Origin of the sequence: Devosia sp. (assembly GCF_036406155.1) — a bacterium.
Taxonomy (GTDB): domain Bacteria; phylum Pseudomonadota; class Alphaproteobacteria; order Rhizobiales; family Devosiaceae; genus Devosia_A.
In genome coordinates this window covers 1-10,563 of the sequence record NZ_DASWVV010000112.1, presented here as the reverse complement: position 1 = coordinate 10,563, position 10,563 = coordinate 1, and the positions used below count along the sequence as shown (strand labels likewise).

Sequence of the window (10,563 nt, the reverse complement as noted above, 5' to 3'; positions counted from 1 at the left end):
GACGGGCGCCGTCCCGATGGCGAGGAGCGCAAGCCGCGCTTTGCCGGCAATCACGGCGCCGACCGGCACCAGCCGCGCCCGCCACGGGAGCGGCGCGAGCCCGCCTTCGATCCGGATTCACCCTTTGCCGCGCTGGCGGCGCTGCGCCAGCCCAAGCCCGAATGACCGGAGCCGATGGCCGGCGATAGAAGCGCCGGGCAGGGCACGAGCCAGCGCCTCGACCGCTGGCTCGTGTTTTCGCGCGCAGTGAAATCGCGGACGCTGGCCCAGCGGCTGATCGAGGCCGGCGCCGTGCGCGTCAATTCCGAGCGCACCCTCGCGGCTGACCGCCGGATCGGGGCCGGCGACGTCCTCACCATGCTGCTGCATGACCGGCTCAGGGTGTGGCGCGTGCTCGATGCGGGGGAGCGCCGCGGCCCCGCTGCCGAGGCGGCGCGCCTCTACGAGGACATCTCCCCGCCTCCCCTGCCGCATCCCAAAGACCGCCGCTAGGCGCCCGCGCGCGCTTCCGGGCGAGCGTTCTACGCAACGCAGCCATGCGACAATTCCCTGCTCCCTGGCAGCCTTGCGGCAGGCAATAAAAAGGATTAGCACCGGTCGACCCCGACAGCGCCTCCCTGCTGCGGGGCCGTGAACGGCATGGGAGCAGGTGAACAGGACCGCCCAGAGATGACTTACATCGTCACGGACAATTGCATCAAGTGCAAGTACATGGATTGCGTAGAAGTCTGTCCCGTGGACTGCTTCTATGAAGGCGAGAACATGCTCGTCATCCACCCGGACGAATGTATCGACTGCGGCGTGTGTGAACCGGAATGTCCGGCCGAGGCGATCAAGCCCGACACCGAGCCCGGACTCGACGCGTGGCTCGAGATCAACACCAAGTATGCTGCGGTGTGGCCCAACATTACCGAAAAGCGCGATCCCCCGGCCGATGCGAAGGAATTCGACGGCATGCCCGGCAAGTTCGAAAAGTACTTCTCCGAGGCGCCGGGCGAAGGCGACTGAGCATCGCAGGACGCAGGGTCGGGGCACAAGGCCCCGGCCGAGCCAGTGATTCGGCATTTTTGATTCTGCCGAAAAATTGTGCTATGGTGCCTTCACCAATGCAGTACACGTCCCCAGCCCGTGCCGAAAGGCACTATTTTTTTGAGACGATAGACATGTTTTTGCGCAGCCGACCGGTCTCGCGGCCCGGTTTGTTGTGGGGAAGGTGCTGACGTCCCATCTACGGGTGGCAAGCAAGGAAAGAACCGGACGGGTCCCGCCGCAGGGAGCCGCGCCGGGAGGCGGCGTCAAAGGAGTAGACCATGGTCACCAAGAAGGCAGTGCAGCGGCTGGGATTCAAGACGGGCGAGTACATCGTCTATCCTGCCCACGGCGTTGGCCTCATCACCTCGATCGAAGAACAGGAAGTGGCGGGGCTGAGCCTCGAGCTCTTCGTCATCGCCTTCGAGCAGGACAAGCTCACGCTGCGCGTGCCCGTCGCCAAGATCAAATCCGTCGGCATGCGCAAGCTGGCCGAGGAGGATCTGGTGTCCAAGGCGCTCGAGACCGTGACCGGACGCGCGCGCGTCAAGCGCACGATGTGGAGCCGCCGGGCCCAGGAATACGAGGCCAAGATCAATTCCGGCGACCTCATCGCCATCGCCGAGGTGGTACGCGACCTGTACCGTTCCGACGACCAGCCCGAGCAATCCTACTCGGAACGCCAGCTGTTCGAGCAGGCCATGGACCGGATGAGCCGCGAGATCGCGGCCGTCAACAAGCTGACGCTGACCGAGGCCATCCAGCTTATCGAAAAGAACCTGTCGCGCAGCCCGCGCCGCGGCGCCAAGGCGGAAGCTGCCGACGCCGAGGAAGCGGCGGCGTAAACTTCCGCGGATCGAAATCGATGCAGGGCCGGCGGCAACGCCGGCCCTTTTTACATCCGCATCGCGCCGGGCACGCAGGCCCTACTGCACGGCGACGATCTTGTATTTCTGCCCCGGCTCCACCGGATCGCCGGGATAGAGATTGTTGAGGATGTAGAACAGTTCGGTGCCGCGGGTCAGGCCCGCCATGCGGCGCGCCAGCGAGTCGGCGGTGTCGAGGCTGCCGGCAGTCACCGTGCGCACGCTCAGCTTGCGGATCTGCGCGATGTCCTTGGCCGTCGCCTCGCGGAAGCTGCGCAGCGTCTGGCCGGCGCCGGCGACGAAGCGGGGGCTGTCGGTCTTGGCGGCGAAGATGAAGCGGTAGACCTTGTCGCCGAGGCGCATGACCGAGACGCGGAAGTGCCATTGTTCGGTGACGGCGACGCCCGAGGCCATGTCGATGCCATTGTGGCTCTCGCGCACGACGCTGTCGGGCCGCAGCCCCGCGATCCAGCCCGACTTGAGATAGTCCACGAGCGCCATCGTGGGGGGCACTTCGGCGCTGTCGAAGCGCACCGCTTCGCCGTCTCCGGCGACGCCGACCACGGCGCCCTTGGAGGTCTGCAGCACATAGCCCTGCGGCACCTCGAAGGTGAATTTGCGCACCGGGTCGATGAAGCGGCGGCCGACGATGGCACCCTGCGCAGCGCTGTCGCCGAAGGCGAGGCCCTCGATGCCGGCCATGTAGCCGGACCTGTCCGTCTCCCCCAGACCCGGCGCGCCGAAGGCGGCCCGCGCCGTCTCCACCGCCTTCTGAATGCGGTCGGGCGTGGACGGATGGGAGGACAGGAAGTCGTCGCCGTCGGCGGCGTCGCCGGCCGAGAAACGGGCAAAGCGGCTCATGGCCCCGAGGAAGCGGGCGGCGGCGTGCGGATCGTAGCCGGCCTTGCCGGCGATGGTGATCCCCTCCTTGTCGGCCTGCAGTTCCTGCTGCTGGCTGAAGGCGGCGAGCGACAACCGGGCGCGGTTGGAGCTCTGGTCGGTGGCGACGTCCGCGCCGAAGACGCCCGAAACCACCTTGTCGACGATCTCGCTGGTGCGCACCCGGTTGGTGCGGGCGCGGGCGTGCCTCAGCGTGACGTGGGCGATCTCGTGCGCCAGCACTGCCGCCAGTTCGCTGGTATCGGAAGCGAGCGCGAGGATGCCGCGGGTGACATAGACATAGCCGCCCGGCAGGGCGAAGGCGTTGACGTCGGCGGTATCGAGGATGGTGACGGTGAACTGGCTGTTCGGCTGGTCGGCCGCGGCCAGCAGCCGCCCGACGATGCGGGCCAGCACGATCTCGGCCTGCCGGTCGGAATAGACCCCGCCATAGGAGGCGACGATGCGCGGATGCTCGCGCGCGCCGATGACGTCGTCCTCGGCATCGCCGTAGGCCGGCACGATCGGCGCGTTCTGGCCGCCGGTGGCGCTGACCTTGACCGCCGGCCCGGCCAGTCCGGCGCAGCCGGCGAGCAGCAGCAGCGCCGCCAGCACGCCGGCGCGCGCCACCATCACGATACTGGGCTGCAAGCGGCTCATCGCGTTGCCAGGACCTCGATCTGTTCGGGATGCGTGACCTCGATGCGCGGGCCGTCCCGATCGTCCAGCCAGCCGCGCACGCGGATCAACGCCCCCTGTAGCACAAGCGGATCGAGCCCGCTGTCGCTGAAAAGCCGCAACGCCCCGGCATCGATCACGACGGTGAAATCCTCTTTCCAGCGCCGGCCGAAATTCAGGTAGACGCGGCCGCCCGCCGCGCCGGCCACGAGCACCCTGCCCTCGACAAGTTCATACTGGCCGGTGCGCCCGGCGAATGCCGCTGGCCGGTCGGCGCGGCGCACCATGTAGTATGGGTCACCCCAGATGCCAAGCTGCATCGCCCGTGCCCTGCCTTCGGCCGCCATCAACTCGGCGAGGCAGGCGCGATTGTCGGGGAACGAATAGACCCGCGCCAGCCCGCGGGCGAGCATTTCCTGCTGCACCCAGGTGCCCCCGGCCTCATCGAGGAACACCTGGCCCAGCGCCCGGCCGTGCCGGTCGGCCCGCTCGCCGCCGTAGCGCACCCGCACCGGCCGGTCGAGCACCAGCGCCGCGAGGGCGGCGCGGGCCTCCTCGGCCTGCGGCCAGGACGCGAAGCCGTCGCGGCCCAGCGCCAGCTTGGGCGCCTGCATGCCGACGAGGCGGACGGTGAGGCCGCTGTCGAGCACCACGGTGTCGCCGTCGGTCACCTGCCGCACAATGCCCGCGGGGCCATCGCGCAGCCCCTCGCACGCCCCTGCCGCCACCGGCAGAAACGCAAGTACGGCTCCCGCCGCCAGGCCGACCGCACGTCGTGAAATCAAGCTTCGCCCCGTCTTCGACACCTTCAAACTGCACGAAATTGCGGCAATTTTGATCCCGCTTCGTCAAACTCCTGGCAAGCGTCGCACGGCCGGCGCCACTGCCCAATAGGCAGTTCTCCCAAGCCGGCCGAATGGGGCTTTATTCGCCGGGGCGATCTCAGTAAGTTGCGCCGCACCGATCCCGTAGCTCAGCAGGATAGAGCACAGGATTCCTAATCCTGGGGTCGCGCGTTCGAATCGCGCCGGGATCGCCATCCTCCCTGACAGCCGCCGTCGCAAAGGACAGACCATGCCCATCAGAACCGATCTTGCCGCCCTGGCGGCGGCGGGGTTGCTCGCGCTCACCCTGGCCGGCTGCGCCGGCGGCAGCGCGGCGTTGCCCGCCGGCCTGACCGCCCGCATGGACCAGCCCGGCGCCGGCCTCAGCCGCGGCGAGGCGCTGGGCCTCGTCAATGCCTACCGCACCACCACCGGCACGTCGCCGCTTGCCGCCGACCCCGGCCTCGACGCGCAGGCGCAGGCGCTGGCCGCGGGCTATGCCGGCACCGGCACGCCGCCGCGGCTGCCCGCTGGCGCGGCAGGCATGCGGGTGAGCGCCGGTTACGCGACCTTTGCCGAAACCTTCTCGGGCTGGCGCAACTCGCCCGCCGACGCCGCGGTACTGGCGACGCCGACGGCGCGCCGCGCCGGGCTCGGGGTCGTCTACGATGCCGGCTCGGCCTATGGCGTCTACTGGGTGCTGCTCCTTGCGGAGTGAGCAGGCGGCCGTGGTCGATGCGCGCGGGCTCAAGTGCCCGCTGCCGGTGCTGAAAATGGAAAAGCGCCTCGCCCGGCTCCCAGCCGGGGCCGGCCTCGTGGTGCTCGCGACCGACCCGATGGCCAAGGTCGATATCCCGCTCTACTGCCGCCAGCACGGCCACGACTGCGCCGTCGACGGCGCCGACGGCGTCCTTCGCTTCTCCATCCGCAAGGCCGGCTAGTAGGTGGCGGCGACCACCGGCGCAAAGCTGGGGCGCGGGCGCGGCAGGGGCACATCGCGCCGGCGCCCGAGATCGGTCGCCGTGTAGACGGCCCCCTCGATGCGGTCGTTGAGGTAGCTGGGCTGGCCCTTCAGCCCCAGCGGAAACGCCGCCTCGCGCTCCTTGGCATAATCCTTGGCCTGCTTGCCGCAGATGAGCGGGCGCATGTTGACCGGCTCGGCCGCGATATTCGGCAGCGCCACGACGCTCTTGCCGGTGCCGCGCACCGCCCCGGAAAGCCCGCGCAGGAACAGCTCCGCCACCATCTCGTTGCGCTCGCGCGCCGAGGCCCCCCCCAGCACCACGCCGAGCAGGGAGCGCCCCTGGCGTTCCACCGTCGCCACGATGTTGAGGCCGGAGGAGCAGACATAGCCGGTCTTCATGCCGGTGGTCCCGGCGAAATGCTCGAGCAGGCTGTTGTTGGATTCGAGGCTGGCCTTGCCCAGCTTCACCACTTCGGTACCGAACATCGGCAGGTATTGCGGAAAGTCGCGGCGGATGTAGAGCGCCAGCACCGCCAGGTCGCGGGCCGAGGTGACCTGCGCCGCATGGTGCAGTCCGTGCGGGTTGACGTAGTGCGTGGCGGTGAGCCCCATGGCGGCGGCCATCCCGTTCATCTCCGCCACGAACTGGTCGACCGAACCGGACACCGCCTCGGCGATGGCCACGGCGATGTCGTTGGCCGATTTGACCACGAGAATGTAGAGCGCATCCTGCAGGGTAATGGTGCTGTCGATCTCGAGCCCGGATTTGGAGGGCGCCTGATTCCAGGCGTTGCGCGAGATGCGGATGGGGGTGTCGAGGCCGATGCGCCCCTGCGCGATCGCCGCGAAGGCGACATAGGCCGTCATCAGCTTGGTGAGCGAGGCCGGGTGCCACGGCTGGCCGGCATCCTGCTCGTACAGCACCTCGCCGCTCTGCGCGTCGACCAGCAGCATCGGGGTGGCCCGCGCCGGCGTCGCCAGCACGCCGGCAGCGACCAGTGCCAGAATGAGCAAAAGGCGAACGAACTGCACGACGGTGTGGGCTCCGATTGCTGGCGGGAGGGATTGTGGGCCCGTCTTAGCAGCGGGACATGGCAACCTCAAGAATGCAGCAAAGTACTGCGCGAAGCAGACGCGAACCGGCGCGGGAGGACGGCCCCTAGGCACAATTGGTAACTGTGACTATATTTGTGCCTGAACCACGCAGGAGGCACCGGCCCCATGAGCATGTCCAAGGGCAATATCGAGCACGCGACCTGCCTCGCGATGAGCGACATCCTCAACCGCATCGGCGACAAGTGGACGGTGATGGTGGTCGGCATGCTCGGCCGCAGCGGCACGCTGCGCTTCAACGAGCTCAAGCGCATGATCAACGGCGTGTCGCAGCGCATGCTGACACTGACCCTGCGCAACCTCGAGCGCGACGGGCTGGTGACGCGCACCATCTATGCCGAGATCCCGCCGCGCGTGGAATATGGGCTCACCCCACTAGGCCGGTCGCTCGAAGGCCCGATCAGCGCCCTGTGGGACTGGTCCGCGGCGAACGGCCACGCCATGGTCGAAGCGCGCGCCGCTTACGACGCCCGGCTGGGGACGCAAACGGACGGCGCCGGCCAGCCGCTCGCCCGTGCCGGCTGACGCAGCCGGCCGGCACACGCGGCGAAGGCTTCGGGCCGACCTGGAAACGCTCGGGCTGCAGGCGGGCGACACGGTGCTCGTGCATGCGGCGCTACGACGTGTCGGGCCCATCCTCGGCGGCCCCGACGAACTGATCCGGGCCCTGTGCGAGGCTGTGGGCCCGAGCGGCACAGTGCTGGGCTACACCGATTGGCAGGGCGAGGACGAGGTGCTGCTGGTCCCCGAACTGCGCGACCAGATCCCCGCCTTCGACCCGCCGGCGTCGCGGGCCATCCGCGCCAACGGCGCCTTTCCCGAACTGCTGCGCACCACCCCCGGCGCGCTGCGCAGCGCCAACCCCGGAGCCTCCTGCACCGCCCTGGGCGGGCGCGCTGCATGGTTCGTGGCGGACCATGCGCTCGACTACGGCTACGGGCCGCAATCGCCGTTCGGCAAGCTGGTGGCGGCGGGCGGCAAGACGCTGCTGCTCGGCGCCCCGCTCGACACCATGACGCTGCTGCACCATGCCGAGCACCTGGCCGCCATCCCCGGCAAGCGCGTCCGCCGCTATGAAGCGCCCCTCCGCATCGAAGGGCAAACGGTGTGGCGCCGCTTCGAGGAATTCGACACCACCGAGCCGGTGGTTGCGGGCCTGCCGGAGGATTACTTCGCCACCGTGGTGAGCGACTTCCTCGCCACCGGCCGGGGCCGGCGCGGTACCGTCGGCGATGCCCCCTCGGTGCTGGTCGCAGCCAACGAGATCGTGCCCTTCGCGGTCGCGTGGCTCGAAGGCCGTGCCGCTAGACCAGCGCCCTGATCTCCTTCTTGCGCCAGAACAGCACGTAGTAGCCGGCCTGCAGCGCCAGCATGGTGCAGAAGCTGAGCGCATAGGCGACCCACACACCCTCGAGCCCGATCATTTCGCTGAGCACCAGCGCCGCCGGCAGTTCGACCACGACGATGGCCGCCAGCGACAGCAGCATGGGCACGATGACGTCGCCGCTGGCCCGCATCACCGCCGACAGCACCTGCGCGAAGCCGCTCATCACCACGCTCCACAGCACGATGTGCAGCAGCGTCTCGGTGAGATCGATGACGTCCTGGGAGGTGATGAACAGCCGCACCAGATGCTCGGAGAACAGGTAGGCGAGCAGCACCAGCCCGCCGGTGACGACGAGGTTGATCACCAGCCCGGTGCGCGCGACGTGCTCGACCTCGGCCATGCGCCGGGCACCGATGGCGTGGGAGGCGAGGATGGCCGAAGAGATGCCGATCGACAGGGCCGGGAACTGCACGTAGCTCATCACCTGGTTGACCGCGCCGTAGGCGGCCGTCGCATCCGAGCCGAAGCGGTTGACGATGCCGACGATGACGATCGCGGCGAGGGAGGAGACCACCATGGCGACGCCAGCGGGCAGGCCGAGCCACAGGACGGAGCCGAGCAGGCGCCTGTCGACATGCAGTCGCCGCAGCAGTGCCGCATCGGGCGCCAGCGGGCTGCGGCGCCAGTTGAGGTAGAAGAACAGGAAGACCAGAACCACCATGAAGCCGATGATGAAGGCTATGGCGGCGGCGGCGACGCCGAGCGGCGGCAGCCCGAACCAGCCCAGGATCAGCGCCGGCGTCACCACGAGGCCGCCGGCGATCGACAGCGTCAGCGCGATCAGCGGCGTCACGGTATCCCCGACCCCGCGCAGCATCGAGGTGATGATCATGAAGATGAAGAAGCCCGGCATGCCGATGAACATGATGCGGGTGTATTCGGTGGCGAGGTCGATGATGTTGGCGGGCGCCCCGAGCAGTTGCATCACCTGGCGCGAGAACAGCGCGCCAACCACGGCGACGCCGATGCCGGCGAGGAGGGTGACGGTGAGCACGGTGCCATTGATCTGGCGGATCTTTTCGAGGTTCTTGGCGCCCCAGGCCTGCCCGATGAGGATGGACGCCCCGGAGGCGAGCCCGACCAGGAAGGAAATCAGCAGGATCATGATCGGGAAGTAGATCGACACCGCCGCCAGCGCCTCCACTCCCAGCAGCTGGCCGACATAGATGTTGTTGATCGTCCCCGACAGCGACTGCAGCACGTTGCTGAGCATGAGCGGCAGCAGGAACGTCAGGAACCGCTGCCAGAGCGGCTTGGGGGCGGCGGGCTGCATGATCACTTCTCCGTTGACCGGCGACGGCGCGGCGGCCGGCAGTCACGCTGAGGCAGGGCAGGATAACGGGGACGGGAGCGCGGCGCCGTTCCTATCCCGGAGGAAACGACGCGTCAACCGCGGCAGGTGCATCATCGTCGTGCATGGGAGCCATGACGTCAATGCGTTGGCAGCGGGCCCGCCCACCCCCTACATTGGCCTGAGCGGAGAACGACTTGGACGCCATCACCACCCATACCGGCCGGCGCGCCGACCAGTTTCTGCTGGGGGCGCGCATGTTCATTCCCCTGGCCATATCGGTGGGCGCCTACGGCCTCGTGTGGGGCGTGCTGGCGCGGCAGTCCGGCCTCGGCCTCGCCGAGGTCGGGCTCATGGGCGCGCTGGTCTTTGCCGGCGCCAGCCAGTTCGTCGCCCTCGAGATGTGGAGCCTTGATGCGCTGCCGGTCGGCGCCATCGTCTTTGCCACGCTCATCGTCAATCTGCGGCTGATGCTGATGACGGCGACGCTGCGCCCCCTGCTCGGGCGCCTGCCCGCCTGGCAGGCGGCACTCGCCACGCACTTCGTCACCGACGAGACCTGGGCCATGACCATGGCCGAGATGGCGCGGGGCCGGGGCGCGCTGGCCTATCTCATGGGGGCAGGGTCGTTGTGCTTCCTGTCCTGGCTCATCGCCACGCTGACCGGGCACGTGCTCGGCTCGGCCGTGGACGACCCGACGCGCTACGGGCTGGACTTCGCCTTCACCGCCACTTTCCTGGCGCTGCTGCTGGGCATGTGGCGCGGCAAGGCCGATCTCGTGCCGTGGCTGGTCGCGGCGCTGGCGGCCATCGCCACCGCGCGGCTGGTGCCGGGCCACTGGCACGTCATCGTCGGCGGCCTTGCCGGCAGCCTCGTCGGCGCCGTCATCGAGACGCGCCGGGAGCGGTCGAATGCCGCCTGACGCCCTCCTCGCCATTCTCGGCATGGCCGCCGTCACCTTCGCCGTCCGCGCCGGCGGCTATTTAGTCGCCAACCGCCTGCCGGCCTCGGGGTTCGTCGCCGCCTGGATGCGCCACATCCCCGGCGCCGTGCTGGCCGCGCTGGTCGCCCCGGCCGTCGTCGCCGGCGGGCCGGCCGAATGGCTGGCGACGCTGGCCACCGCGCTCGCCTTTCTCGTCTCCCGCAACCTCCTCGCCGCCATGGCGGCGGGCGTCGTCGCCGTCTATTTCGCCCGCATGCTGCTCGGCGGCTAGCCCCCGCACGCAACGTTCGCGCCGGCGCGCCGTTTCCATGCTAGGATGACGCTGCCGGATCCCGGAGGGCAGGCATGAAGACCGTTTCCGGATTGTTCGATACCTACGCGCACGCGCTCGAGGCGGTGCATGCCCTCAACGCCGCCGGCATCACCAATACCGATGTGAGCCTCATCGCCAACAGTCCGGAAGGCGTGGGCGAACCCTTCGACGTGGTCGGCAAGGACCTGACCGCGGGCGCCGAACTGGGGGCGGCGCTGGGCGGCGCCGGCGGGCTGCTGGCCGGGCTCGGCGTCATCGCCATTCCCGGGCTCGGC

The 10,563-nt window shown here is 69.0% G+C and carries 13 protein-coding genes, 1 tRNA gene and 1 pseudogene; 11 read left to right on the top strand and 4 right to left on the bottom strand.

The window, feature by feature from the left end; genetic code table 11:
- The first annotated feature begins 174 nt into the window (after positions 1–174).
- The 3 genes from VGD93_RS07030 (at position 175) to VGD93_RS07020 (ending at position 1,874) form a co-directional block, all read left to right on the top strand.
- Positions 175–492 (top strand): RNA-binding S4 domain-containing protein, encoded by a 318-nt coding sequence (locus VGD93_RS07030; RefSeq protein WP_395010572.1) that lies wholly within the window; start codon positions 175–177, stop codon positions 490–492.
- A 177-nt stretch (positions 493–669) separates the two neighbouring features.
- Positions 670–1,008 (top strand): ferredoxin FdxA, encoded by a 339-nt coding sequence (fdxA, locus tag VGD93_RS07025; protein ID WP_395010570.1) that lies wholly within the window; start codon positions 670–672, stop codon positions 1,006–1,008.
- Positions 1,009–1,310: 302 nt separating this feature from the next.
- On the top strand, positions 1,311–1,874 hold the full coding sequence (locus VGD93_RS07020; RefSeq protein WP_395010568.1) for a CarD family transcriptional regulator: 564 nt from the start codon (positions 1,311–1,313) through the stop codon (positions 1,872–1,874).
- Between the two features lie 81 nt (positions 1,875–1,955).
- On the opposite strand, the gene VGD93_RS07015 is transcribed toward VGD93_RS07020, so the two are convergent.
- Both VGD93_RS07015 and VGD93_RS07010 read right to left on the bottom strand, forming a co-directional pair.
- Complete coding sequence (locus tag VGD93_RS07015) at positions 1,956–3,425, bottom strand: M48 family metalloprotease (RefSeq protein ID WP_395010566.1); 1,470 nt, start codon at positions 3,423–3,425, stop codon at positions 1,956–1,958.
- 5 nt (positions 3,426–3,430) lie between these two features.
- Positions 3,431–4,123 (bottom strand): thermonuclease family protein, encoded by a 693-nt coding sequence (locus VGD93_RS07010; protein WP_395010564.1) that lies wholly within the window; start codon positions 4,121–4,123, stop codon positions 3,431–3,433.
- 291 nt (positions 4,124–4,414) lie between these two features.
- Between VGD93_RS07010 and VGD93_RS07005 the strand changes: the two genes are divergently transcribed.
- From VGD93_RS07005 to VGD93_RS06995, 3 genes are all read left to right on the top strand, one after another.
- Positions 4,415–4,491, top strand: a tRNA-Arg gene (locus VGD93_RS07005).
- A gap of 35 nt (positions 4,492–4,526) precedes the next feature.
- Positions 4,527–4,994: a CAP domain-containing protein gene (locus tag VGD93_RS07000; RefSeq protein ID WP_395010562.1), complete on the top strand. Its 468-nt coding sequence runs from the start codon at positions 4,527–4,529 to the stop codon at positions 4,992–4,994.
- A gap of 10 nt (positions 4,995–5,004) precedes the next feature.
- Positions 5,005–5,217, top strand: a complete 213-nt coding sequence (locus VGD93_RS06995; protein ID WP_395010560.1) for a sulfurtransferase TusA family protein — start codon at positions 5,005–5,007, stop codon at positions 5,215–5,217.
- On the opposite strand, the gene VGD93_RS06990 is transcribed toward VGD93_RS06995, so the two are convergent.
- A complete protein-coding gene (locus VGD93_RS06990; protein WP_395010558.1) occupies positions 5,214–6,272 on the bottom strand; it encodes a D-alanyl-D-alanine carboxypeptidase family protein in 1,059 nt (352 codons plus the stop codon). The two genes, VGD93_RS06995 and VGD93_RS06990, sit on opposite strands and share 4 nt — an antisense overlap.
- A gap of 189 nt (positions 6,273–6,461) precedes the next feature.
- Between VGD93_RS06990 and VGD93_RS06985 the strand changes: the two genes are divergently transcribed.
- Entirely contained in the window at positions 6,462–6,878 is a 417-nt protein-coding gene (locus VGD93_RS06985) for a winged helix-turn-helix transcriptional regulator (protein ID WP_395010556.1), read from the top strand.
- Positions 6,868–7,674 carry an aminoglycoside 3-N-acetyltransferase gene (gene aac(3) / locus VGD93_RS06980; RefSeq protein WP_395010555.1) on the top strand — a complete coding sequence of 269 codons (807 nt, stop codon included), beginning with the start codon at positions 6,868–6,870 and terminating at the stop codon, positions 7,672–7,674. The genes VGD93_RS06985 and aac(3) overlap by 11 nt, the downstream gene beginning before the upstream one ends.
- On the opposite strand, the gene VGD93_RS06975 is transcribed toward aac(3), so the two are convergent.
- The gene (locus VGD93_RS06975; RefSeq protein ID WP_395010553.1) at positions 7,658–9,013 is read right to left on the bottom strand and encodes an MATE family efflux transporter; all 1,356 of its coding nucleotides are present in this window, start codon (positions 9,011–9,013) and stop codon (positions 7,658–7,660) included. The genes aac(3) and VGD93_RS06975 overlap by 17 nt on opposite strands.
- Before the next feature lie 215 nt (positions 9,014–9,228).
- Here VGD93_RS06975 and VGD93_RS06970 point away from each other — a divergent pair, with 215 nt between their 5' ends.
- The 3 genes and pseudogenes from VGD93_RS06970 to VGD93_RS06960 form a co-directional block, all read left to right on the top strand.
- Complete coding sequence (locus tag VGD93_RS06970) at positions 9,229–9,954, top strand: AzlC family ABC transporter permease (protein WP_395010551.1); 726 nt, start codon at positions 9,229–9,231, stop codon at positions 9,952–9,954.
- Entirely contained in the window at positions 9,944–10,246 is a 303-nt protein-coding gene (locus tag VGD93_RS06965) for an AzlD family protein (RefSeq protein WP_395010549.1), read from the top strand. The genes VGD93_RS06970 and VGD93_RS06965 overlap by 11 nt, the downstream gene beginning before the upstream one ends.
- A 74-nt stretch (positions 10,247–10,320) precedes the next feature.
- Positions 10,321–10,563 (top strand): annotated as a pseudogene (locus VGD93_RS06960) (hypothetical protein); the annotation flags it as partial.

Coding starts and splice junctions, on each gene's coding strand:
- VGD93_RS07030 (WP_395010572.1), top strand. CDS start 175: ATGGCCGGCGATAGAAGCGCCGGGCAGGGCACGAGCCAGCGCCTCGAC.
- fdxA (WP_395010570.1), top strand. CDS start 670: ATGACTTACATCGTCACGGACAATTGCATCAAGTGCAAGTACATGGAT.
- VGD93_RS07020 (WP_395010568.1), top strand. CDS start 1,311: ATGGTCACCAAGAAGGCAGTGCAGCGGCTGGGATTCAAGACGGGCGAG.
- VGD93_RS07000 (WP_395010562.1), top strand. CDS start 4,527: ATGCCCATCAGAACCGATCTTGCCGCCCTGGCGGCGGCGGGGTTGCTC.
- VGD93_RS06985 (WP_395010556.1), top strand. CDS start 6,462: ATGAGCATGTCCAAGGGCAATATCGAGCACGCGACCTGCCTCGCGATG.
- VGD93_RS06975 (WP_395010553.1), bottom strand. CDS start 9,013: ATGCAGCCCGCCGCCCCCAAGCCGCTCTGGCAGCGGTTCCTGACGTTC.
- VGD93_RS06965 (WP_395010549.1), top strand. CDS start 9,944: ATGCCGCCTGACGCCCTCCTCGCCATTCTCGGCATGGCCGCCGTCACC.